22 protein-coding genes and 1 other RNA gene are annotated in these 23597 nt (G+C 64.9%); 4 read left to right on the top strand and 19 right to left on the bottom strand.

Annotation, left to right across the window (positions count from 1 at the left end):
• The first annotated feature begins 101 nt into the window (after positions 1 to 101).
• A complete protein-coding gene (locus ACRC20_RS09650; RefSeq protein ID WP_438686138.1) occupies positions 102 to 1280 on the top strand; it encodes a hypothetical protein in 1179 nt (392 codons plus the stop codon).
• A 10-nt stretch (positions 1281 to 1290) separates the two neighbouring features.
• On the opposite strand, the gene ACRC20_RS09645 is transcribed toward ACRC20_RS09650, so the two are convergent.
• The 3 genes from ACRC20_RS09645 to ACRC20_RS09635 all read right to left on the bottom strand — a co-directional run bounded on the left by ACRC20_RS09645 (position 1291) and on the right by ACRC20_RS09635 (position 4664).
• A complete protein-coding gene (locus ACRC20_RS09645) occupies positions 1291 to 1461 on the bottom strand; it encodes a hypothetical protein (protein WP_438686137.1) in 171 nt (56 codons plus the stop codon).
• Between the two features lie 204 nt (positions 1462 to 1665).
• Positions 1666 to 3090: a zinc-ribbon domain-containing protein gene (locus ACRC20_RS09640; RefSeq protein WP_438686136.1), complete on the bottom strand. Its 1425-nt coding sequence runs from the start codon at positions 3088 to 3090 to the stop codon at positions 1666 to 1668.
• Positions 3087 to 4664, bottom strand: coding sequence for a hypothetical protein (locus ACRC20_RS09635; RefSeq protein WP_438686135.1), 1578 nt, complete (start codon positions 4662 to 4664; stop codon positions 3087 to 3089). The genes ACRC20_RS09640 and ACRC20_RS09635 overlap by 4 nt, the downstream gene beginning before the upstream one ends.
• Before the next feature lie 202 nt (positions 4665 to 4866).
• Here ACRC20_RS09635 and ACRC20_RS09630 point away from each other — a divergent pair, with 202 nt between their 5' ends.
• Positions 4867 to 5484 (top strand): DUF6037 family protein, encoded by a 618-nt coding sequence (locus tag ACRC20_RS09630; RefSeq protein ID WP_438686134.1) that lies wholly within the window; start codon positions 4867 to 4869, stop codon positions 5482 to 5484.
• 35 nt (positions 5485 to 5519) lie between these two features.
• Here the strand turns inward: ACRC20_RS09630 and ACRC20_RS09625 are convergent, their stop codons facing one another.
• The 8 genes from ACRC20_RS09625 to ACRC20_RS09590 all read right to left on the bottom strand — a co-directional run bounded on the left by ACRC20_RS09625 (position 5520) and on the right by ACRC20_RS09590 (position 13974).
• A complete protein-coding gene (locus ACRC20_RS09625) occupies positions 5520 to 6689 on the bottom strand; it encodes an endonuclease domain-containing protein (RefSeq protein ID WP_438686133.1) in 1170 nt (389 codons plus the stop codon).
• A 61-nt stretch (positions 6690 to 6750) separates the two neighbouring features.
• On the bottom strand, positions 6751 to 7284 hold the full coding sequence (locus ACRC20_RS09620; RefSeq protein WP_438686132.1) for a hypothetical protein: 534 nt from the start codon (positions 7282 to 7284) through the stop codon (positions 6751 to 6753).
• Between the two features lie 207 nt (positions 7285 to 7491).
• Complete coding sequence (locus ACRC20_RS09615; protein WP_438686131.1) at positions 7492 to 9153, bottom strand: UvrD-helicase domain-containing protein; 1662 nt, start codon at positions 9151 to 9153, stop codon at positions 7492 to 7494.
• Entirely contained in the window at positions 9150 to 11081 is a 1932-nt protein-coding gene (locus ACRC20_RS09610; protein WP_438686130.1) for an ATP-dependent nuclease, read from the bottom strand. The genes ACRC20_RS09615 and ACRC20_RS09610 overlap by 4 nt, the downstream gene beginning before the upstream one ends.
• 145 nt (positions 11082 to 11226) lie before the next feature.
• A complete protein-coding gene (locus ACRC20_RS09605) occupies positions 11227 to 11547 on the bottom strand; it encodes a DUF6968 family protein (protein WP_438686129.1) in 321 nt (106 codons plus the stop codon).
• An 18-nt stretch (positions 11548 to 11565) separates the two neighbouring features.
• Positions 11566 to 12831, bottom strand: coding sequence for a hypothetical protein (locus tag ACRC20_RS09600; RefSeq protein WP_438686128.1), 1266 nt, complete (start codon positions 12829 to 12831; stop codon positions 11566 to 11568).
• Positions 12832 to 13650, bottom strand: coding sequence for a hypothetical protein (locus tag ACRC20_RS09595; protein ID WP_438686127.1), 819 nt, complete (start codon positions 13648 to 13650; stop codon positions 12832 to 12834).
• Between the two features lie 6 nt (positions 13651 to 13656).
• Positions 13657 to 13974 (bottom strand): hypothetical protein, encoded by a 318-nt coding sequence (locus tag ACRC20_RS09590; RefSeq protein ID WP_438686126.1) that lies wholly within the window; start codon positions 13972 to 13974, stop codon positions 13657 to 13659.
• Positions 13975 to 15338: 1364 nt separating this feature from the next.
• Here ACRC20_RS09590 and ACRC20_RS09585 point away from each other — a divergent pair.
• Together ACRC20_RS09585 and ACRC20_RS09580 are read left to right on the top strand one after the other, a co-directional pair.
• On the top strand, positions 15339 to 15875 hold the full coding sequence (locus tag ACRC20_RS09585) for a hypothetical protein (RefSeq protein ID WP_438686125.1): 537 nt from the start codon (positions 15339 to 15341) through the stop codon (positions 15873 to 15875).
• 225 nt (positions 15876 to 16100) lie between these two features.
• Positions 16101 to 17048, top strand: coding sequence for a hypothetical protein (locus ACRC20_RS09580; protein WP_438686124.1), 948 nt, complete (start codon positions 16101 to 16103; stop codon positions 17046 to 17048).
• On the opposite strand, the gene ACRC20_RS09575 is transcribed toward ACRC20_RS09580, so the two are convergent.
• The 8 genes from ACRC20_RS09575 to prfB all read right to left on the bottom strand — a co-directional run bounded on the left by ACRC20_RS09575 (position 16942) and on the right by prfB (position 23488).
• Positions 16942 to 18045, bottom strand: a complete 1104-nt coding sequence (locus ACRC20_RS09575; RefSeq protein ID WP_438686123.1) for a hypothetical protein — start codon at positions 18043 to 18045, stop codon at positions 16942 to 16944. The two genes, ACRC20_RS09580 and ACRC20_RS09575, sit on opposite strands and share 107 nt — an antisense overlap.
• Positions 18046 to 18160: 115 nt before the next feature.
• Positions 18161 to 18532, bottom strand: a transfer-messenger RNA (tmRNA) gene (gene ssrA / locus ACRC20_RS09570).
• 250 nt (positions 18533 to 18782) lie between these two features.
• Positions 18783 to 19274 carry a GNAT family N-acetyltransferase gene (locus ACRC20_RS09565; protein ID WP_438686122.1) on the bottom strand — a complete coding sequence of 164 codons (492 nt, stop codon included), beginning with the start codon at positions 19272 to 19274 and terminating at the stop codon, positions 18783 to 18785.
• 55 nt (positions 19275 to 19329) lie between these two features.
• Entirely contained in the window at positions 19330 to 19818 is a 489-nt protein-coding gene (gene smpB, locus ACRC20_RS09560; RefSeq protein ID WP_438686121.1) for an SsrA-binding protein SmpB, read from the bottom strand.
• 33 nt (positions 19819 to 19851) lie between these two features.
• On the bottom strand, positions 19852 to 20676 hold the full coding sequence (locus ACRC20_RS09555; RefSeq protein WP_438686120.1) for a hypothetical protein: 825 nt from the start codon (positions 20674 to 20676) through the stop codon (positions 19852 to 19854).
• 5 nt (positions 20677 to 20681) lie between these two features.
• On the bottom strand, positions 20682 to 21608 hold the full coding sequence (gene ftsX, locus ACRC20_RS09550; protein ID WP_438686119.1) for a permease-like cell division protein FtsX: 927 nt from the start codon (positions 21606 to 21608) through the stop codon (positions 20682 to 20684).
• 9 nt (positions 21609 to 21617) lie between these two features.
• Positions 21618 to 22310 (bottom strand): cell division ATP-binding protein FtsE, encoded by a 693-nt coding sequence (gene ftsE, locus ACRC20_RS09545; protein ID WP_438686118.1) that lies wholly within the window; start codon positions 22308 to 22310, stop codon positions 21618 to 21620.
• Positions 22311 to 22369: 59 nt separating this feature from the next.
• Positions 22370 to 23488: a peptide chain release factor 2 gene (gene prfB, locus ACRC20_RS09540; RefSeq protein ID WP_438686117.1), complete on the bottom strand. Its 1119-nt coding sequence runs from the start codon at positions 23486 to 23488 to the stop codon at positions 22370 to 22372.
• Positions 23489 to 23597 lie beyond the last annotated feature (109 nt).

The following is a 23597-nucleotide window of genomic DNA, read 5'->3' as shown; positions in this document are numbered from 1 at the left end:
TCGCTCGGATTGGTCTTCTTGCTGATGTACAGTGAGCCGACTCACGTGCTGTCGGCATGGGATTTGGTCGAATTTTCCGCAATCGGTTCAGGAGGGTTGTTGTGACGAGGTACGCGGTGGACCGCGACGAGGGTGTGCTCATCGCAGCCTGGGGCACGGGTCGGGGTGATGTCGCCAAGAGTGTGGCGCGATCATCGTCTGATGAGCTGGAAGCGCTTGTCGTTCTGGCGGGCAAGCTGTCGCGGCTGTGCGAGCAGTTGTGGCGGTGCTACGTGTTCCCTGCCAGCGCTTACGAGAACGTCGAGGTGAACACGGAGGGCTGGCGTCAGCAGGAGTCGCGTCGCGCGTTCGCGGAGGTGCTCTCGGTGATCGAGGCCCGGGGGGAGCGGGCGAAGCAGCGTGAAAGCGGGTTCGTGGAAAGTTCCTACGATCCTGTGCTCAACGCGGCGGAGCAGGTGGCCGACGCTCTGTCCGCTTTTAGCGATGCCGAGTTCGGGCGCGCGGTGGAAGCTGAGGTGCGAGAGGAGCTCGCTGCGGTCGAGCGGGCCGAGTTGGGCGATCTTTCCGGTCGCGCCCAGCAGGCGGTGCTACTGAGCCGGGTCGAGGCCTCGCCCGTGCAGGTGCATGCCGCCGATCAGATCTTGCGGGAGAATCCGCTCGGCTCGACCGACTTGTTCACTCTGATCGAGCCGACCGCTGCGGCGGTGGCGGCGGCCCGCTGGCTGCGCGCTGCGGCGAGCGTCGCCGCCGACGAGTCTGGGCGCGAGCTCACCGGTGTCGTCATCGAGGCGGACGACATCGAGGCGCTGCCTGTGGAGACGCCCACCAGGGTGCTCGAGCTCCTCGACCTCGGGGTGCCTGCGCACGAGGTCGTGGCGGATCTCGTGCGCGAGGCTTTGTTCGCCGCCGAAGGCAGGATCGCCAACCTGAGCGACCTGGAAGAGGTCATCGCGATAGTGAACGAGAACGCGAAGCCGTACCGAGAGGCTCAGCCTCGCACGTACGACGCTCTGCGCGCGGAGGTCCGGGTTTCCCTCCTTGACCCGCGGCGCCCCGCGCTCGACCTGCTCGAGGACCTCTTGTCCGGCATCTACGGGTGCTGGCTGGTCTACCGCGAGTACAGCGACGGCGGCCACGGCTCATACGATGACGACGACTTCGACGAGGAGGATTTCGACGAGGAAGACGACGAAGAGGCCTTTGACGAGGACGATCGCTCCTACGAGGAGCAACGCTCGCGTTTCGTCGAAGCGGTCCGCGAGCGCGGGGGAGCGCTTTAGGCCCACGGGCTTAGCCGCTCTGCCTTTCCGCGAGGGCTTTTTGACGTGCCTCTTGGCGTTGTTGGGAGATCTTCTGCGCTGCTTCGCCTCGGCGCAGGCCTCCGTCCTCGACCCGGACCCATTTATGGGTGATGAGCCAGTGCGATTGGGCGATCGCGTCGTCCTCCCCCGAGAAGATCAACTCGCCGGATTTGTTCCTCGCTGTACCGGTAATACCGGATATCAGAACATGCTGAATAGCAAGCCGGAGGCAGGTTCGCTTCGAGAATCTAATTGCCCTATAGGGCAATTAGGAGCCCGGCCGGGTTCCCTGAGCATCGTCATACTGCAACTTGACGAGTGGTTTCGAAGTATCACCCGCGAGATTAAGCATGATCAAGCCGGTTCAGTCAGATTTTGGAACCGCGCCGCGTCGTCTTTGCTTTTGGGCGCAGCTTCGGCATCCAAGCGCTTTGCCCGCTGAACGGCCGTTCACCGCAGTTTGCCACACGCCCTTGCATGCGGGGCACTGCCAATAGGCCAGCAGCGTGCTGCCGGGTTTGACGTTTCCCGGGGTGAGCTCGCCGTTGAGGGTGGGGTGCCATTGCTCGGCCAGCTCTGGCCGCAGCTCGGCGAGAGACCCGCCTGGCTTCGGGGTTCTTCGCAGGTCCCCTTGGCGTTTTCTGGCGCATGGGGGGCATCCTCGGCCTCCCGTGCGTTTGACCACGCGGGCTTGCCACGCGTGGCCGCAGATGGTGCATGACCACCAGATGTTCTCGCCGCTGCGGGGTTTGACGTCTCCCGGGGTGAGCTTGCCGTTGAGGGTGGGGTGCCATTCCGCCGCCAGTTCGGGGTCTCTCGCTGCTAGAGAATCACTCAGTTCGCGGCGGAGGGCCGCATTCGCCTCCAACGCGCCCTTAGGTGTTGTAGAACCCATGTAGGCGTCGTGGTTCGGAGCTTCGAAGCCAAGCTGGCGCAGCTTCCGTAAGACTGTCTTCGCGCGGGCCAGCTCCGAAGAGCCTTTCGCGACCCTCACGTCGTTTGCCTCGTCGATCAGTTCCAACTCTTCGCGAATCCTGACGACCGTCCACCCCGCGTCCTCGAGAAGATTGGTTTTCAAGGAGTCTCTGCGCGCGCTTTCAGCGGTGCGGTGGAAACGGTAGCCGTCGAACTCTAGGATCAGCTTCCACCCGGAGCAAACCATGTCGCAGAGCAGAGGTCGGGCTTGCGATGGGATCTGCACCGAGTTCGAGAGGTCGAAGGGGACGCCTGCTGCGGAGAGTTCGCACTTCAGCCGTATTTCTTCGGCGCTCGTGTTCCATAATTGACAGTGGGGGCATCTTGAGCCGTTCGAGCGGCTCCACGCGGTGCTCATCCATTCGTGCGCGTTGGTGGAGCACCGCCACCATATTGGCAACTCACTGCCAGGCCTCACATCGTGCGGCGTGAGCACGCCATTGCGGGTCGGATGCCACTCTGCCGCCAGGTCTGGCCGCAGCTCGGCGATCGACTCCCCTGATTTTGGGGTTCTTCGTGCTCTACCCGCTTTTTGCATCGAGCACTTTCGACACCCTGGGCCGTTGCTCAAAGTCCGGTTCACAACGGTCGTCTCCCATGTTTCCCCGCATGAGCCGCAGCGCCAGTGGGCCCTTTTGTTGCTCATCGATTTGACATCTCGGGGAGTGAGCGGGCTGTTGAGGGTGGGGTGCCACTCTGCTGCCAGCTCGGGATACAAGTCGGCGAGGGACTCTCCAGGCTGCGGGCAGTGGCGGGCGTGGGGTTTTCGCCGTCGAGCTCGGGGCGCTGTCTTCGGCGCAGGTTTGCAGGTCATCTTGTCCCGAACAGGACGTTGTAGAACTCGATTTTTTTGAGGTCGCTATACGCCTGGGAGGTCTCGCGCCAGGGCTCGAATTCTTCGTCCCACGAGAGCTTCTCCAGCCATGCGCCGATGAACTCCTCGTCGGGGCCTCGCGCGAAGCCGCGCAAGAAGTCCTCATAGTGGCGGGGTATCTCGTGCGGTTCGCCTCGCGCGGCGCGGCGCACGCCGGCGCGGTGCTCGTCGAGACACTCGAAGACCACGGGTTTGGCTATGGAACACAAAGCTTTCTGGCTTGCGAAGAAGACTCTTAGCTCGCCGAAGATCTCCGGATGGGTCGTCTCCCACAGCGCGACCGCGTAGTGCTCTGCCAGCTCGTTCGGTAAGCCGCCGTCTGGGCTGTTCCGCAGCGCCGCGTTGAGCTTCCCCTTGAGCTGCTGCACGCCGCGAAGCAGCTGCTCGTCCGAGCCGTCCCCCGTCACGAGCTCTCGCGAACGCAAGCGGGCGTGGATCTCGCGCAACTGGCGCATCGTCCTGTCCGGGACGGGAGCGGTGATTCTTGCGATCCATTCGTCGGCGTGTTTGCTCCAGGCGAGCGCGCGATGCCCGGACCTCGGCTCGCCCCGGCGCTCGTCGTGCCACTGCTCTCCGGTCATACAGGGGATCTCTCCTTTGAGCTGGCATGACGCGAGCGCGTCGAGCTCCATCGGGTCGGGCTTGCTCCGACCGGTCACCGCAGATTCGGACGACACCAGCGCGGACCAGAGAGCGACGGTCAGTTTGCAGTCGTGTATCGGGCTTTCCTTCTCCTCCGACGATGGGGCTGCGAGCTTCACCCCCCACACGCTGTGGCGGCCCGCTTTGCTCCGCACGAGGCCGCAGTTGAGCCAGGCCAGTTCTGCGAGGCTCAGCCCGTTCGACGATTTGATGGCCGGTCGGCGGGAGTGCTCGTAGCGCAACAGCACGTCAAGAACGTCGACGGTCTTGCTGATCAACTCGTCGGGGAGATCGGCCACTTGGCCGATGGCCTGATAGTCACTGGCCAACAGGTTATGGCCCAAGACCCGGTCCACCTTGGCTGCGAGGCTCACGAACTGCCGGGCCGGGTCCGGCCCATCGAAGAACTCCTCCGAGAGGACGGAGAACTCGCCCGACTCGGGCCGGACGGCCACGACCAACGCCGCGCCGCGTCGCAGCGTCCACTCCTGAACTGGCCGGTCGCTCCTGCCGAACGAGCTGCTGCCCCGCACGTCGCTCGTCCTCGCGTAGTCGAAGTCCACGCACGCCCACACCTGGGCTTCCGGGTCGGCCCGCCACGATCCGCCGCGGATCTCGCCGACTTCGGCGGGGGGCACATCCAGAGGGCCGAACTCCTCCCCTTCGATGACCCAGCCCTGCCGCCCGAGCGCGGCGATGTCCACCTCACGGGCGGCCAGTTCGGCGAGCGCTCTCGCCTGTGTGATCCGCTCCCAGCCGCGTGCGAGCGCCTCGGCCTCGTAGAAAGTCCCCATCTCATGGCCATTTCCTGTGGCAGGGGTGAACACCGCGACGATCGCGCAGCTCGCACGAGCGGGCGTGTCCGGGTTCAAGGGCATCTCCTCGTGCGAGAAAACCCGATACACACCTTCGTTGCTTGCGCGCCAGTACCAGCCTCTTTGCATAGCAACTGTGATAGCACCGGGCACTGACAAATCCCGGCCGGGCTTACAGATCCGCTGGTGCGGGCCCTCCGGCCACAACCACGACGCAGACGCCCCGGCTTCGGCGGTTCGAACGCGGCATACTGATCGCGTGAGCGCACAGCCCGGAAACGGCCACGGGGAACCGATCGTCATGGCAGGGTTGGGTCGGCTGTATCGGTCGATGAGGGCATCAGGTCGACCTTGGGCGCAGTTCGGGTACCGCCACAGAGGCAAAACCGATTTCGTGGTGGTGTTCTTCATCGACTGCGAACCGTTCCAGCTTTTGCTGGTCGCTCGGGTTGGGTCGTTCAAAACGGTCTTGGAAATGCGTCCAGGGTTCAAGGTCATCCCGTGGATAGAAGAGGCCAAAGAGCTCTACGCGCTCTACGACGCGCTGGGAATCCGGCCCGGCGATAAGGAATTTGGACTTCGCAAGTTCCTTGGGGAACTCGACGCACGGGTGCCTAGAACCGCCGCGCAAACCAGAGACCCCGACCCTGATCACGTCGCTAAGGCTCGCCCTGACGTCGACGAGGCGGACAAGATCTACTTCATGCGCTTCATGAAGAACCCCGACGGGCACTGGCCCACGGCCGCGAACCTCGAGAAAACCAGGAAGCTGCTGGGAGAGAAGATCCACCGCGCATGCCGTGAACGGCGCATCAGCTCGTGTTGGAGCGATAAGGCCGCCGACAAGCGGCCAGTGCCCGATATCGACACTGTATGACCTGCGTCGGCTGATCGGATTGGCTTCAGGCGTTCTTACCGTGTGTCGCGCGTGGCCGTGAAGAAGGCTTTGCCCTGGGGCGTGGCTATGTACGCGTCCCAGAGGAGCTCGGCATTTCTTTTGCTGTCGCGGTCGCCCCGGTAGCGCATGTGGAATTTGAGCGCGGGTGGGTTGTTGAGGTAGTCCGCGAACCGGCAGCCGCCTGCGTGCAGGCAGCGGTCGACGGCGGTGTTGCAGCGGTGGCAGAGGACGCCGCGGACGAGGTTCGAGATGTGGTCGTGGTCCAGCACGACCGCGTGGTTGGTCCAGCAGCAGTGGCACAGCTCCCCGAGCTCGGCGACCAGCTCGTCGCGCGCCCGACGGCCAGGGCTCTTCTTCGACTTGTCTATTCTTCGGTCCACAAAGGGGGCGCAGGGGCCCCAGGTGTCGCCGGCCGAGCACGCGGGGGCGAGGGCGGCCTCGTCGAGGCAGCGCCGGATCTGCTCGGGCGTGGGCGGGAAGTCGATCCGCACCGGGATCGTTCTGTTGTGCAGGAAGACGGACTCTGCGTAGCCCGTCTCCACCAATAGGAGCCTGGTCACCTCGTACTGCGTGACCACGACGGGGCCGTCTGCGCCGAGCCTGCCGTATCTCTTCGGCACCGACTCGACGTGCCCAGGGTATTCGGGGTGCTCGGGCCCTATGCCGAACTGCGCCCACAGCAGGATCGTCCGCACGATGTTCCTGAGCCGGTGTCCCGGCAATGTTCCGAGGAGCCTGGTCAACTCCGGGTCGTCCTGAGGTTGGGGAGGCGCGGCGGGCTTCGCAGAGCCCGGGCCTGGCTGCCCGCCCCGGGCTCTGCGGAAGCTCCTGGGAGCGGCGGGTTTCGCAACGGTTTTGGCGGGCCGGGGTTCCTCGGGGGCTTCGGGATGGTGCTCGTAGGTGACTTTCCAATCCGTGCCGGTGATCTCGCGCAACACGTCGGCCACGAGGGCAGGGATCGACGACCCGCAGACCCGGGCAGCGACCGCAGACGAGGTGTGTCGGACGACGAGCTCCCCGCTGCGGGGCTGGTGCGCCGAGGAGCTCTCCAGCAGGGCGTGGGCGATGCGAGAGCGCGCGTGGACTCGTGCGAGCACCTCGTCCCAGACCTCGTCCAAAGGACCACTCGGGGAAAGGCCCGGCCGGGAGCCTCGCTGGTCGTCTCGTTGTGCCGTTGCGCGCATGCCCGAACTGTAGAGGAAGGCACCGACGTCTACGATCTCTAGTTCTTGCGACGGCGATCTTTCAATCCGGGCCGAACCCTGCCATGAACAACTGGAACGAGGCGCTCTTCTTCGATTTCGGAGGCGAGCAGATGTGCTCCCAGAAGCCCGGGTCGGTGTCGTTGAAGGAGAGCGTGCCGGTTTTGCTGAGCGTGAGCATCGCCTCACAGAAGTCGAAGGACGTCGCGCCGCCGCCCGCCCGTTCGGTGGCCTCGTCGAGCGTGCGCTCCACGACCTGTCCGTCTGGGAAATGGACCTCGACTTTCGCCAACATGTACAGCAGTCCCAAGACGGACAGCTGGGCGCACACGGGGTCTTCGTCCTCGTCGATGCTGTTTATTTGCTCGTCGACCGCGAAATCGTAGAACTCCCAGACCGGTATGCACGGCCGGCCGAGATCTCCGCGCATGATCCGGAAGATCGACGTGAGCCGCCGACCGCCGAGTGCCATCAGCTCGCTTGTTGCGACTGGGTCGTCCGCTGGGCAGGTCCTCAGATCGACCGCTTTCGGGTTGCGGCGCAGGAATTCCCACCCGAGGATCTCGCAGTTGGCCACAGCCCGGATGTAGGACACCAGAGAGCCCGGCTCGGGCGGGGGCCGGTTTTCACGCGGCCGAACCGGTCTCGTTTCGCCATGCGGCCAATAGTATGCGCGGCGAACGCCCGACGCGAGGACGATCTACCCTGATTAGGTCAGTTGTGGCCCTAGTCGTTTGGTCCGGATCTGTAGTCTCAAGCCAGTCCTGCTCAGGATCTGTTTTTTCTACTCCTGAGCGAATCGCAAAAGTTTTCGGTGCGCCTCACGCGTTTCTTGCCAAGGCTTTGTGTGCCCCTGCGGTCGATCGCGATGTCTGGTGTGGGTCAGCACGAGATGGTGCTTCGCTCGCGATATCGCGACGAAAAACTCCGACATGACCTCCGTGGGGTCTTTTTTGTCCCAGAAGAGCTGCTCCTCCACTCCGAGGACAACCACCTTCTCGAACTCCAAGCCCTTGCACTTGTGGATGGTCAAAAAGCGGATCGCGTCCGTTCCGGATAGGCGCTTGAGCGCTTGCGCTGCGTCCCCGTCAACCGCCAACTCTCGGCTGAAAAAGCCAAATGCCTGTTCGATCTTGTGGTCAAGCTCGGCGCCCTGCCGGTACCACGATGACAACGCGACCAGCATCGGCCGCGACACCAGTCTCAGGAACTCATCGACGAGGGGCCTCCACGCGGCGGGGTCGCTCCTATTGAATCCAGCGCCCTGTGCGGTCGTCCGGGCGTTGCGGAGCAGCCGCGCGAGCTGGCTGTCGAAGCGCGCCGCCCTGTCTTCGGAGGTATCTGAGCGATTGACGGCCCTTGTGAGTTCGGCATAGGCGTCGGGTTGCCTATTGTCGGCGATCACCCGGAGGAAGTTGAGCACGAGCGCGGCTGCTGGTTCTGCGGCGAGGTCCTGGCTCTGCTGCTCGTTTCGGAATGCGATGCCGCGGCATGTGAGTTCTTGGCCGAGCTCTGCGGCGATTAGGTGCGGCTGCTGGCGCACGAGGATGGCTATCTCGCCCGGCGCCACGCCTTCCCCCAGCCATTCTTCGACCATGCCCCCGATGACACTGGCCTCGTCGTGCTCGGTGGGGAAGCCAAGGACATCTATGATGCCCTTGTCCCCTGTGAGGTCTTCGGTGGGGCTGGCGGCCGATGGGTCCATTCGCGCGATCATCCGGTTCTGCATCCTTCGCAGACGGGGATCGGAGCGGTGGTTCTTGTAGATGGGGAGGGAGCGGGCGGAGAAATCGTCGGCGAAGGTTTGCATCACGCCTTCCAGTGCGCCAGCCCAGGCCATGATTCGCTGTTTGGTGTCGCCGACGGCGGTCATGACGGCCGTCGTCTGGCCGAATAAGGTCTGGACCAGTTTGTACTGGTCTTGGGTGCAGTCTTGGAACTCGTCGAGGAAGACATGGCTGTATGTTTGGCGGGCGCCGAGGCGAGCGTAGTTGTTGGTCTCAATGATTTCCAGCGCCAGAGGCACGAGGTCCTTGAATCTGATCTGCTTGTGCCCGACACGGTGGTCGGGGTCGATTCGGTAGTCCGGATCGATGGCGTTGTACCCCGTGAGCGCGGGCCGGAAGTTGTCGATCAGGCGTTTCGCGAAGGCGTCGAAAGTGAAGCTGTCGAATCTGGCTGCGAGCCGATCCCCGCAACGGCTGCGGACCCGCTCCCGCAGGTTTCGGGCGGCGTCGACTTTGAAGCAGAGCGCCAGGATCCGTCGTGGGTAGGGGCATTTGCCTGTGCGGAGCAGGAAGTCCGCGCGTTGGGCGAGCAGCTCCGTTTTGCCCGAGCCTGGTCCGGCCGCGACGACCACGTTCTCGTCCAGCATGGTGACGGCCGTCTTCGCGTTCGGCTCCGGATCGAACCCCCGCGCTGGGTTCCATTGGCTGGGGTCGATCATTCCGGAAGCCCGTTGAGTTTCGAGCGAACGTGCTCGACGAGTCGGTCGAGCACGTCAGGAAGGCCCTCCTGCAATTGGTCGTCGCTCATCTCGGACAATGCCTCTAGGTGTGCCGAGGGTTTGCTGCCTCGGTCGAACAAACGGCGATAGGTGTTGAAGAGGTTTCGCACGTCATCAGGGATACGATCTTCATTCGCGCGGCCTCTGCCGAGCACAGCGGAGATGGTGTCCTCGTCCGGCTCGGCCTTCTCCGCGTCGTAAGCGTTGGGGTACGCCGCGAGCATCATCAGATCGAGGTCGACCGGGTGGGAGAAGAAAACTCCTTTCCCCTCCAGCCATTTGATCGAGTTGTTCGGGAAGCCTGGGGTGTCGAGCGTCGGGAAGTCTCGGTCATCATTCCACTTGGGAAGCTTGTCGACCGCTTCTGTCGATAGGAGCTCCGGGTGGATCTTGCTGTATTGGCTCCCGGCGTAGCGCACGCGCCCCCAGCCGCCCTGGTGCCGGCCAGAGTCGAGGTCGAGCAGTGTCGCGTGCGGGATCTGCAGCTCGTCGAGGAGCCGCCAGAAATGATTGACGTGACGGCCGCCGAGCGGGACCACCGACACCGACGCGTCGTCCTCGGCGATCCCGGCCGCGGCTAGGACGCGTGGCAGGACCACCTGCTCGCTCGCGCCCTCGCCAAGCACGACGAACCGCGAGAAGTACAGCTCGGGATAAGCCTGGACCGCCTCCCGCACGTATTTGGCGGCAGAACCGCCGCCATCAGGAAGGACGATGCCGCGCACAGTCGTCTCCCGCGCCTCGTTCAGTCTCAGGAAGCGGATCGACCCGGGGTCGACCCGACGCAGGAGCGTCGGCGCGTGCGTGGCGACGAGCGCCTGCACGTCGCCGCCCGCACACGCTTCGCGCAGCTGGCGGATGATTCGGCCGAGGTACTGCGGCGAGAGGCTGTTCTCGGGCTCTTCCAACGCGATGACGGTGTGCACCGGAGGCCGGAGGTTGTCCCTGTCGAGCGACATGTCCTCGTCGTCGAGCGCTTGCCTGGCCAATGACTGCCAGACAAGCACCAACGAGATGTAGAGCAGGGATTTCTGGCCGTCGCTCAGCCGCTCGAACGATAGGGCGGTCCCGTCGGGCGACGGAGAGAAGGTGACGGTGAGCTGGCGCAGCAGACCCTCCAATTCGCCTCGCCCGAAAGCGATCGACGGGGCCTTGAAGTGCTCGCCGCGGTGGAGGCCCTGCCACTGTTCGGTCAGACGGTCGTTGATGCCGGCCACAACACTGTTGGCGGACAGCGAGCCCGTGATCTGGTCGGTGAGACCCTCCAATATGCCACGTTCCGCCGTCCAATCGGTGGCTCGCAAAATACGGCCGATGAGCGAGGCCGTCGTGTACGCGAGGTGATCAGCCGGGTCACGCCGCGCGGGCAGGTAATAAACTTCGATAGCCTTGCGGTCGTGGCGCTTCATCTCGGCGCAGCGGGTGGGCTCGCCTGCCGCGTCCGAATCCAGCACGTACTCGATCTTCTCGTCGATTCCCCCGTCCGGGTCCAGTGAAGCCGTCAGACGCACACGGATCTGCGGAACCCCGTCCGCCGTGTCGATTGTCATGTGGGAGAAGCTCGGAGGCACAGACGCATGCTGCCCGTCTGCGCCCGCTTCTGGAAGCTCGATGACGGCCTCCAGCCATAAGGTGGGGGCTCCACGCTGTGGTTGGCCTGCAGGCTGTTCAGCCGGGGTGTGGAAATCCGCGAGGCGGATCGCACGCTGGGCTGGCAATGGGCTGAACATTCTCGAAAGCGCCTCTAGGACGGCGGTCTTGCCCGAGCCGTTGGGCCCGAGAACGTAGTTAAGACCATCGAGAGCGATCTCCGTCGCCGTTGGGCCGAAAGACTGGAAGTTGCTCAGACGCAACGACGTGATCCTCATGGGCCTCCGACCTCTCTTCTCGCGGCGCCAGTGCCGCGGTTCGTTGTCCTGGTCAAGCTGCGGGACCGGGCTCAGGTCCCAGACGAATCCTGCCCGCGCAGGGTGATCGATCTCGGTCGCGATCGATCACCCTGCGGTTCCTTGGTTAGTCGTAGGTGCTGGGCAGGCCGAGGTCTTCGTCGTCGAGGAAGGTGAGTCGCACGTCGGGTTCTGCGCGGAGGACGTCGCCGAGGGTCGCCAGGCCCAGGACGAGGACTTGGATGCTGTCTATCCCGGCGAAGAAGGAACGACGCACTGGTTCTCCGGGCAGGCCCTCGATCCGGTACGGGAGGTACCAGTCGCTGTCGGGGTCTTCGGGGTCGAACCTCTGCGGGGGTCCGAGTTTGAGGACGACGTCGCCGCCGGCCTCGTTCTCGAAGACCCGTTCCGCCATCGGCGGGTCGAAGTCGAGGTTCACATCGTCCATGCTCGGCCTTTCTTCCTGTCAGACATCTTGGCCCGGTTCGGGCGGCGGATTGGGCTGGGGGTCTTCCACCGGGATCGGGATGGGGATCGGCGGGATCGGGAACGGCCCGGGGAACGGGCCCGGGTGCGGGTGGCGCGGATCGGGCCGCGGGAACGGGTTGGGGAAGCGCGGCTCCGGGATGTGCGGCAGGGGCGGGAACCACGGGCCCGGGGTCGGTGTCGGCCCGCCGGGCGGCCCGGGCGGTTGGGTCTGCGGGGTCGACGGGGCAGGTTTCGGCTCCGGGGAGGGCTGCGGCGCCCCTGGCGGTTGCGGCTCCGGCGCGGGGGTGGTCTGCGGGGTCGTCGGCGCGGGAGCTGGCTCCGGGGAGGGAGAAGGCGGCGCTGGGACCGGAGTCGGCGAGGGCGACGGCGGCGCGGGAGGGGGTTGCTTCTGGGGCTCAGGCACGGGCTGCTGCGGGCGCGGCGGGACCGGCGCCGGCTGTTGGGGCTCGGGCTGGCTCGGCGGAGGCGGGGGCTTCTGCGGCTGGGGGTCCGGCTCGGGGTCGCGCCTGGGCGGCGGCGGTTTCGGCGGCGCTGGTTTGCGCCTGGGCCTGGGTTGGGGCGGCCGGTCGGACTCGGCCCGGCATTTCGCGAGGTCGTCCGCCGCCTCCGCGTAGCAGAGGGCTCGACGCTTCTTGTCGGGCAGGTTCCGGCAGTGCTTGATCGCGAGCTGGTAGGCGGCCTCGCACTCCTGCCAGCCGGCCATCTCGCGCACGGCGAACCCGGCACCGCAGCAGCCCCCGGACTCTTGCGCGGGGGTCTCTTTGTATTTGGCGATGTCGGCGGCCAGCTGGGCGTTGACTCCTTGGACCGCCGCCCGTCCCGCGTTCTTGATGTTCTCCCGGGCCGCGGCAACCGCGGCGGGCTGGCCGCGCAGAGCGGCTTGGGCGGCGACGAGTTGGACTTCGGCGGTCCGGACGATCCGGTCGATGCGGTCTTTCGCGTCGGCGTGAAGGTCCGCGATGGCGGTGCGGGCTTTTCCGCGGCGCTCCCGCGCGTCGCCGATGGCGGAGAGCTGGCGGGCGTGTTCCTCGGTCTTGCGCTGCGCCGCGTCGAGGCGTTTGCCGCCGAACACCTCTTGGAACCCGCCCGCGCCGCTGAGCATCTCTTTCGCGTCCTCTTGGCGGCGCTGCCCGTCCGCGATCAACGCCTGCCCGTCCTCGCGCAGTGAGTCCTCGTTCCCTTGGGGCCAGAAATCGCCGATCAGATCGTCGGCGAGCTCGCCGGTCGGTTTCGGGAACGCCACCTACGCCGCCTTCTGGTCCGGGGTCCGGATCACGGCGTCGGCGAGGAACTCCTCGCGGTCGGCCCGCTCGACGGGGTCTTCGGGGGGCCATCCGGCCTCCCCCGCGCCGAGGAGGTCGAAGAACGAGGGTTGGCCGGGCAGCTGGTCGGAGAACTGCGGCACGTCCTGGGCCCAACTGGCGCCGCTGCGGCGCTCCCAGCCCAGGTGTGCGATGCCCGCCGCGCGTAGAAGCCATCCCAGCCGTTGGTCCGCGCCTGTGGGGAGGAATCGCGCCTGCAGCCGGGTCACGAGCAGCGTCGAGTCCACTGTCGCGGCGACCGTTCCCTGCGGGGCGTGCGCGGCGAAGGCGGCTGTTCCGGTGGCCATGTGCTCCTCGAGCTCCGCCCGCGCGGCCTGCGAGCCTTCGTGGGCTGCTTGGATGAGCCGATCGAACTCTGCGGCGTCCTCCCGGTTTTCGGGGGCCTCCCGCACGCCCACGGCCCCGCCGCCGGGGTTGAAGGCCCCGAGTCCGAACTGCTGGACGCCGGTGAGCAGCGAGGTGATCGCGGAGCGTCTGGAGTGCATCTCGTGCACGGCCTTCATGACCGCCCACTTCAACAACGGCCCCACGCCGGGCGCGCTGGTGGCGATCTCGTGCGGGACACCGGAGCCGCCCACGGTCACACGGAACTCGTCCGAAGTCGCGGTGGTGAACCCGAACGAGACCTGAGCAGGCACATCCGCCAACGACACGAGCCTCGCCTGCAGCCCGTCCAGGCCCTCGTGGAAGCGCACGTTCGCAGCGGGACGACCCTCGTACCACTCAGCCGGACGCTCCACGGTGCCTCACCCCTCGACCGTGCGGGCGATGCCCCGTCCGCCGTCCCAGTCCTTCTCGAGGATGACGTTCACCCCGTCGAGGACCTTCGCCGTCGTCGTCTGAATCTCCCCGTGCAGGCCTTTGGCCTCCTCACGCATCGCCTCGTGGTGGCTCTCCAGCACCTCGGCGAGCATCGCGCCCGACGGCTCCGCCGAACCGGGCGCAGGGGCGAAGCCTTGGATGAGGCTGTCGGTGAAGCCCTTCAAGTACGACCCGAAGGACTCAAGCCAGCCCGTCATCGCGCGTGCCCCGTCCGGGTCGACCCTCAAGTCTTCGTCCGCCATAACTTTCCCACCTGCGATCGAACCGATGATTCTCCTGCTCGGCACCCTAGCACCTACATGTGTTGCATGCACGTGTTGCATGTGCATATGTCAGCGCACATACCAGTGAACCAGTCTGGAAAGCCTTGGGCGGCTCAGAGCATCCTCGCCGTGCCCGCAGCCCGGTGTCCTTAGCCCGTGGAGCTGAAGTAGAAAGAATCCGACGCACGGAACTGTAGAATTTCTGGCCCCAGGTTCATGGGTGGAAAATCATCGGCAGCGACTCAGCTTCCCGAGAGAGCGAATCAGAACTTTCACTTCCTTTGAGTTGAGCTGAGTTCGTAGGGCGGCATCGAAATCCCCCCGGTCAAGAGGCTCCAAGCCCTCATCAGGGGCTTCTTGCTCATGAATACGCGGTTCATCCAAATACCGAGCACGTTCGTGCCTTCAGCAGTTTTGCTGCCGTGTACCTCCGACAACCTCGTCGTTTCATTTTTAAAAGCTTCCTCAGCCCGCGTTTCAACAGTGTCCGACGAATCTTTTTGGCAGACCTTTCGCAGCCACGAGCAGCTTTCCGCTCGTCATTAGGTCGTCTAAAACATAATCATTAGATCCTCGCTCCAGAGATCCTGCGGCCCTAGCTTGATACCTACGCACATCGGCTAGCAGTTCATCCACTCGACCCGTTGGACTAGCTCGAGCCTCGGATCATTTGATCTGATTCGGTTAACTTCTGCCTCTACCGTCAGCGTGCCGTGATCCGTCAGTCGGTATCGAGGAATTAAGGCAGGTTTCGCATCGCGGCTTCGACACGAGCACATATAACAGCACCCAGCACCCAGCACCCAGCACCTCGTCTCGGCACGCTGAGTCATGCCCTTCGTCCTCCCCACGATGCCGCAGCGGCACTGCAGATGTTCCGGAAGCGTTGCAGTGCCCCTACACGGCTTGCGTTTCACTCAATCCAGGACTGGCCACACATTGCAACACGGCCCAAGCGATGTGGCTCGGACACCACACAGCCTCTCCTCTTCTAGCGCTCCGATACAGGCCCGCTGATTTTCACGCGATGCCTATGATCTCGAACCCTTGGTGAAAATTATTCAAATGAAATTACGACAGCCGTCTAGGTCGAATCAGAATGAAAATTCAAACCACCCGAAAAACCAGTCATAATGAAAATCAACATGAAATCCGTAACCGAATAGACGCAGGTAAACTGCGCGCGCATCGACACCCCTGGTCGATCCTTTCGACATTCAACGCATGTTGTGTCAACATGTGTTGCACCATTGTGTTGCATGCTTTTGGCGCTCCTCCCGGGGAGAGATCGCTTGGATTCCCCGGTATTGCGGGACAAGGCTTATTGTGTATTATTACTATGCATGGCGGTTCTTCAGGACAGGCAAATTATTGAGGCATTACGCCAATTGGAAGCCTCTCTGCGCACCGTCGGCCAATTGGAGGCTTTTTTACACGCCATCCACGGCATCCTCACTCCTCGCTCGCAGAGCGAGGTCGGCTCCGCGCCGGATTCCTCAGCCGAGACACTCGACCGCGAAAACGAATCTCGCGACCGCGAGGTGCTGCTCGACCGGTATCTGCCCGCCAACGGCAGCACCGTCCGCAGGTTGCGGAGCTCGTTGATGGTGACCGACGTGATGACCGCTTTCCATGGGCGACCGACCACGAAAAAGGCTTTCTTCGACGCGTTCTTCAAGGCATTCCCGGCGAAAGCGCTCAGCGCGTATTGGAAGCAAGCCCCTGGTGCCGGTCAACGCGGCGTTCGACCGGTTAGTCGCCGAAGGCGCGATCCGCAAGGTCGACCGCTACCACTTCGTCCTGAGGGCAGACTCCCCTACTCCGATACAGCAAGCCACAACCCCTGGTCAACACTCCCAGGAGGAACCGTGATCGCGTAACCGCCGGGCCCAGCGCCTAGAAATTGAACACCTTAAAACAGAAAAATGGCGGGTCACCAGCGCCAACTGGTGACCCGCCCTAGCGCAAAACCCTCGTGACATCGAAGGAGCCTTTGCTATGTCCATTCTACATCCAGTCCTGCCGCGCCGCAAGAGCACACGGCCATCGACGCTGGTCATCAGCCAGTTCAAGAGGACCTCGCTCTCGCGACGAGGAGCGAAAAGATGAGAACCGGGCCTACGGACGACCGGACCGTCTCGGCCATCTCAACACGAAAGTATGTCCCCCGCCTTCCTGTGGATGAGTGGGCCGCGATCGAAGGGTTCGTCCTCGCGGCTGTCCAGGCATGCGATGGCCATATCCCGCACTCGGCCAGGAGTTTGTCGGGATCTGCTGCGCAGCTCGCGCTCTGGGCGTGGAGGAACGGGCTGCCATTGGAGCTCGACGTAGTATTTCGTCGCTCGACTGTCGGCCTCTTCATCGCGAAAGGCTGCGATGGTTTGGCCAAGACGACGCGAGGCACTTACCGCTCCCGTTTGCTGCGGATGGGCGAGGTGCTGGCCCCAGAGCACCAGAACCAGCATCTGCCCGGCATTCGCCCAGACTTCAAGGCCTTGCCCTATACCCACGCCGAGCAGGCTTCGCTGCGGTCGTGGGCAGCGGGCCAACGAACCTCCGCGCGCCGCGCCGACGCGAAGATCCTGCTCGCCCTTGGCTTGGGGGCGGGGCTTTCTGGCGGGGAGATCATCGACTTGCGGCGGGGCCATGTGTCCGCCGATGTCGCCGGAGTGCTCGTCAAGGTGATCGGGCGACGGTCGAGAACCGTGCCAGTGTTGATGGAGTGGGAGGGCTCACTCGCAGCTGTGGCGCTGTCCGGCTCGGACCCGGAGTCGTTCGTGTTCCGGCCCGATGCTGCACGGCCCAATGCGAACGTCGTTGCGCATTTCATGCGCGGCGCCGAGAACGAGCCTTCGACCTCTCGGATGCGCACGACTTGGATCGTCAAGCATCTCGCTGCAGGAGTTCCGGTCAAAGCGCTGGTCGAAGCCGCTGGGGTGGACGGGCTCACGTCTCTGCAGCGATGCATGGAGCACCTGCCTCTGGTCGAGCACGCCTTCTCGCGTCCGCTGCTTCGCGGACCGGGGACCTCTCATGTCCGACGCGACCGCTGAGGACGAGGAGCTCGAACGCCGCTGCGCCGCCCTGTTCCCAGCGAGATCCGGCAAGAATGCGGGATCGTTCAAGGGCAATCACAGCACGGACACGGTGCGGCTCGCGGCCGAGCTGGCCGATGAGTCGGGTATTCCGGAGCAGCTCAATGCGTGGCGACATGAGGATGACCCCGGTCACGGGACTCGCGGCGGACGCCCTGCGATATTCAACGACCGGCACGTCCTCATACTGCTCATGCTCCATGCCATCACAGACGAGCCACTGCTGATCAAAGAGCTCGCGGCCACCGCGCACGAGCGCTTGAACCCGAAAAGCCGTGAGATCCTCGCCCTGCCGCCGAATCCCGCAGACGCGAACTACAGCAACGTCTACACGAACCTGCGCCGAGCGATGGGACGCTTGCTGAAAGTGATCGACTCCGCCCCGTTCAACTCGGGCAAACGGCTCACCTTTTCGCGGGTGCAAGAGATCCGCCGACGACGCGCGGAGATCGCCGACCGGCTCGCCACGAAGCAGCGCCGTGCCAGCTGGGTCGCCAACCAGATCCTCCACATGACCTACAGCATCCTCGACCCCACAACACGTTCCCGATGGAAGGGAACCATCTGCGTCGACGGCACCGCGATGCCTGTCTGGGGTAGCGCGGGATCTCCTCGCCTCGCAGAACGCAATCCCAATGCCATGTTGAGTCCCGAGTTCGATGCGGGATGGCACGTGCGCAGCGCCGAAGACCACAAGGACGACAAACGCTTCAAACGCAAGCACGGCGAATTCTGCTGGGCGTATGAGGCGACCATCGCAGTCATGGCCGACGATCCCGACACCACCGGCGAGTTCCCCAAGCTCGTGCTCTCCATGAGCCTTGAGAAACCCTCTGGCCGTGTCGCTGAGAACGCGATGACCTGCGTCGGCGAGATCGTGGACCGGGGCCTGCCGATCAACTATTTCGTCGGCGACCGAGCTTATCTGCCGAGCGCCAAGATCGAGAAGCTCCAAGGCCCCCTCAAAGCCCTTGGCTACAAACTCGTCGGCGACTACAAACGCAACGAACTCGGCATCCAGGCCGGGTATGCGGGAGCGATCATGGTCGAAGGGATGTGGTACTGCCCCCGAGTGGAGCTGCCGAGAATCGAACTCGGGTCCTTCGTCGCTTCAAAAGGCCTTCTCCGTGCGCAGTCCGCTGTGTCCTTGCTCGGGCCTCCTAGTCACACGGACGAGCTAGGAAGACGGTCCCAGTCACTGTTTGATGTCACCGCCAACCCCGTGACCGGGCTAGCGGTTGGATCCCTCTTGCTGATGCCAGGAACCGGGCCGAGGGCGTTCCCGGGCTGACAGACACGCTATCGCTTAGGCAGCGAGGGCGTAGTCGCGCTGAGTAGAGTCGGCGCTTATATTTTTTACAACGACGCTTATACGGTGGTCAATTGCCTGCACCGGCACGCTTCTCCTTCATCGACGTTCGAAGTCGAAACCTGTCAGCCCCTAACGTCGCCAGCCGTGGAGAACGGCTGACACGACCAGTATATCACCGGCAGCGGGTCAGGACATCCCTTTTCGGGCTCTCCCCGTCGCCCGGACGACTTCGCGGTCCGCGTCCCGTTTTGGCGAGGCCGAGGGGCCAAACCCCATTCCCCGACGGCGCATGGACCGTCTGCGGCGGAGCCAACGGCCCAAGCCTCCCTGAAGCCTGCACAGCCGCGCGCATCTGGCGGAGCGGCTGGCCTGAGTGCGGCCTACGCGTTCGAACCGACGGGGCTGGGGCCTTCGAGCGAGAGGGTCATGAAGGCGCTGTTGGGGTCTGGCTTGTACGGCCCGAACGGCTCGCAGTCGTGGAAACCGTGTTTGCGGTAGAAGCTTCTGGCTGGAGCAAAGAACTCCATGCTTCCCGTCTCCAGGGACACTCGCGATATGCCGCGCGCTCTCGCGTCCGCGAGAGCGTGTTGGAGTAGCGCCGCCGCGACCCCTCGCCCTCTGCGCTCCGGAGCGGTTCTCATGCTTTTGACCTCCTCGTGCCCGTCTGCCACGGGGGCGAGGGCGACGGTCCCTGCCAGATCGTCCCGGTCGTGGGCGGTCCACAGCCGCACCCCCGGGGCGCGCAGACCGGCCAGGTCGAGGGCATGGCGGCTCTCAGCCGGAGCGGTCGGCGCGAGGTCGTCTACATGGGCTTGGAGGAACGCCCGCAGCAAGGGGTCGGAGAAGTCTGCAGGGTTGATGCGAAGGGACATACGGTTTTTTACAACGCCGCTTCCACAGTGGTCAATTGCCTACGCAGGCGGCGGGTCAGGACATTCCTTTTCGGGCTCTCCCCATCGCCCGGACGACTTCGCGGTCCGCGTCCCGTTTGGCGAGGTCTTGGCGTTTGTCGTGGAGCTGCTTGCCTCGGGCGAGGGCGATCTCGACTTTCACCCTGCCGCCTTTGAAATACATCGACAGCGGCACCAGGGTGGTGTTCCCCTCCCTGGTCTTCCCCACGAGGTCTTCGATCTCGCGCCGGTGCAGCAGCAGTTTGCGTGTCCTGGTCGGGGTGTGGTTCGTCCAGCTGCCGTTGCGGTACTCGGGGATGTGGACCCCGCGCAACCACACTTCGTCGCCGTCCACGGTGGCGTAGGCGTCGACCAGGTTGGCGTGTCCCTCGCGCAGGCTCTTGACCTCCGTGCCCTGCAGCACCACCCCGGCCTCGTACACGTCCAGGATCGAATAGTCGTGCCTGGCTTTGCGGTTGCGCGCGATCAACGCCTCGTTCGGGTCGTTCTTCTTCACGCTTTTCATAGTGGGAAGAGGTTACCAGCCAGCGCAAATGCTTTAAATGAGGACGTAGTCCTTGCGATTCTTGTTGCGGTCCCAAAGGTCCTGGTAGCTCCGCTGGCGCTCCTCTGCGGACCCCTCGGGGTCGCCCATGCCGCGCAGCACGCGGGCGTTGAAGCGGCACTCCTCCAAGACGACTTTGATCCGGCCGGTGATCATGTCGCGCAGGCGCTCCAGGCTCGGCGCGATCTCGCGCGCGGGCCAGACCCCGGCCCGGGCGTCGCGAACCGCGGCGTCGAGCGCCCCGTGCAATTGCAGGTACGCGTCGCCCGCGACGACGATCTTCGACCAGGCGCCCGCGACGAAATGGCACATCTCGACATCGGCCTCGGACAGCTCGGCGGCCTCCTCGGACTCGTCCGACACGTCGGGGCCGAGCGTGCCGAGCTTGCTGCGCACGGCTTGGGTCGCGACGAGGACGCGTTGCCTGCGGCGGGCGATGGCCGCGGCGGCGGCTTTGTCCCCGTCGCCGAGCGAACGGCGCAGCATTGCGCCGATCTCCTCCTCGTCGCCGCCCCAGCGCACCGCGTCGGTCGCGGACTCGCACGCGCCGAGCAGCCAGTCCACGAGGCACATGAGCTCGCGCAGCGCGGCCTGCGGGTACTCGTGCGCGCGGGTGAGCTGCTCGTCGAGCTCGGGGGTGAGCCCGTCCTTCCAGGTCTGCCCCACCACGCTGCGGATCGGCTCGTTGAGCACAGAGGGGTGCTCGGCGCCCGGCTCCCACATCGCTTGGTGGAGCCGCAGCACCGCAGCCAAGCCGTCCAGCGCCAGGAGGGTCCGCCCTCGGACGTCGTGCTCCCCTCCTGTGTCCGGCGCTGGCACTGGGCTCAGCTCCGCACGTACCAGCGCAGCGTCACATACGCCGTGGAAGCCGCGAGCACCGCGCCGATGAGCGTGATGAACGGGGCCAGCTGCCACACGTCGCCGGTGGTCACCGGGGCGATGAGGCCTGCGAGCTGGAAGTCCTGCAACGAGTTCTGGAAGAAGACCTTGCGGGAGACGAAGAGGCCGACGACCGCGAGGGTCGAGCCGAAGAGCGAGGCGATCACGGCCTCGACCAGGAAGGGCAGCTGCGTGTACCAGCGGGTCGCCCCGACCAGCCGCATGATGGCGATCTCGTTGCGCCGGGTGAACGCGGCGATCTGCACCATGTTCGCGATGAGGAAGACCGCGATGACAGCGGTGATCACCGCCATGGCGAAGGCCACGTCGCGCGCGCCGTCGAAGACGCGGAACACGCGCTTGACCAGCTCGCGCTGGTCGACGACGTTCTGCACCTTCCCCTTCAGCTCCGGGTCGTCGCGGAATTTCTCCACGAGCTGGCCGAACGTCTTCTGGTCGCTGGCGGTCACCTTGAAGTAGGCGAGCAAGGCCTCCTTGCCGTGCTGCGCGGCAAGCTCTTGCAGGTCCGGCTGGTCGGCGAAGACACGGTGGATCGCGTCGTCGTAGACCTCGTCCTGGGAGAGGTAGCGGATCGACGCGACGCCGGGGGTGCCCTTGATCTTCTCCTCAAGGGCCTTGCAGTCTGCCTGCTCGCACTTGGGGTCCGCGTTGGTGAAGCTCTTGGAGAGGTTCACCCGGATCTCCAGCTCCGAGAGGAACTGCTGCTTGCTGCGGTCGGTGAGGTTGACCACCAAGATGCCGGTGCCGAGCATGGTGAGGGCGATGGCCGAGGTCAAGATCATCGCAATGGCGATCGTGATGTTTTTCCGGAAGCCGGTGAGCACCTCGCCAATGAGGAACTTCAAACGCATATTTTTTTATTACCTTCCGACTCCGTAGACGCCCTTGGCCTCGTCGCGCAGGATCTTCCCCAGCGACAGCTCGATCACCCGCTTGCGCATGGAGTCGACGATGTGATGGTCGTGCGTGGCCATGAGCAATGTTGTTCCGCCGTGCCTGTTGATGCGCTCCAGGAGGCTCATGATCTCCCCGGAGGTCTCCGGGTCGAGGTTGCCGGTCGGCTCGTCCGCGATCAGGACGAGCGGCTTGTTCGCGAAGGCGCGCGCGATCGCGACCCGCTGCTGCTCCCCGCCGGAGAGCTCGTGGGGCAGCCGGTCGGCCTTGCTGGCGAGGCCGACGAGCTCGAGCACTTCCGGCACGGTCTTGTCGATCATGGCCTGCGGCTTGCCGATCACTTCCAGCGCGAACGCGACGTTCTGCGCGACGGTCTTCTGCTGCAGGAGGCGGAAGTCCTGGAAGACGCAGCCGACGGTCTGGCGCAGCCGGGGCACGCGCCGCGACGGCAGCTTGTTCACGTGGAACTGCGCGAGGTGGATGTCGCCGGAGTCTGGGATGTCCTCGTGGATCAGCATGCGCAGGAGCGTGGACTTCCCCGAGCCGGACGGGCCGATCAGGAACACGAACTCGCCTTCGTCGACCTCGATGTTCACCTTGGACAACGCTTCCCGAGTGGACTTCGGGTACGTCTTCGAGACGTTCTTCAGACTGATCACAGGGTGCAAGTGTAACCGTAAGTCCTGGCGAATCCCGCCAAACGCGGCGGCTGGGGCCGTTACGAGGCCGAAGCCCCGGCCCGCCGCCAGCGGATACCCGATTCGAGGAAGCCGTCGATGTCGCCGTCCAGCACCGTGGTCGGATTGCCGACCTCGTACTCGGTGCGCAGGTCCTTCACCATCTGGTACGGGGCGAGCACGTAGGAGCGCATCTGGGTGCCCCACGAGCTGCCGCCGTCGCCTTTGAGCGCGTTGAGCTGCTCCTGCTCCTCCTGGCGGCGGCGTTCGAGGAGTTTGGCCTGCAGGACCCGCATCGCGGAGAGCTTGTTCTGCAGCTGCGACTTCTCGTTCTGGCAGGTGACGACGACGCCAGTGGGCAGGTGGGTCAGCCGCACCGCGGAGTCCGTGGTGTTCACGGACTGCCCGCCGGGGCCGGACGAGCGGTAGACGTCCACGCGGATCTCGGACTCCGGGATCTCGATGTGGTCGGTGGTGCCGACCACCGGCAGCACCTCGACATCGGCGAAGGAGGTCTGCCGCCTGCCCTGGTTGTCGAAGGGGCTGATCCGCACGAGGCGGTGGGTGCCCTGCTCGACCGAGAGCGTGCCGTAGGCGTAGGCGCTCTTCACAGCGAAAGTCGCGCTCTTGATGCCCGCCTCCTCGGCGTAGGAGATGTCGTAGACCTCGACCGAGTGCTTGTGGCGCTCCGCCCAGCGGATGTACATGCGCATGAGCATCTGCGCCCAGTCGGCCGCGTCGATCCCGCCCGCGCCGGAGCGGATGGTGACCAAGGCCTCGCGTTCGTCGTACTCGCCGTTGAGCAGGGTGCGGACTTCGAGGGCCTCGATGTCCCCGCGCAGGGCTTTGCGCTCCGCGTCCGCCTCGGCGAGCGCCTCCTGCCCCTCCGCGCCGCTGTCGTCCTCGGCGAGCTCGTAGAGCACGTGCAGGTCGTCGAGCCGGGAGCGCAGAGCGGTGACCGCGCGCAGCGTCGCCTGCCTTCGGGCGAGCCCGCTGGTGACCTCTTGCCCCCGGTCTTGGTCCTCCCAGAGCGAGGGGTCCGCCGCTTGGGTTTCGAGGTCGGCGATCTCCGCCTTGAGCTTGTCGAGGTCGAGCGCGGACTCCACGGTGGAGAGCGTCGTCGCGAGCCCAGCCAGATCTGCTGTTACGTCAGGATGCATGATGAGCAAGCTTACCGCGCTCAACACGCGCCGAAGTCCCTCCCGCGTGTGGCCTCGGCGTTCCCATGCGCGAGCCGCTATGCGCCCGCGCGGACAGCCCCCGGCGCGT

Source organism: Segniliparus sp. (assembly GCF_051660745.1).
Classification (GTDB): domain Bacteria; phylum Actinomycetota; class Actinomycetes; order Mycobacteriales; family Mycobacteriaceae; genus Segniliparus.
Note: the sequence above shows the minus strand (reverse complement) of the source record. Positions and strands in the feature narration are given on the sequence as shown.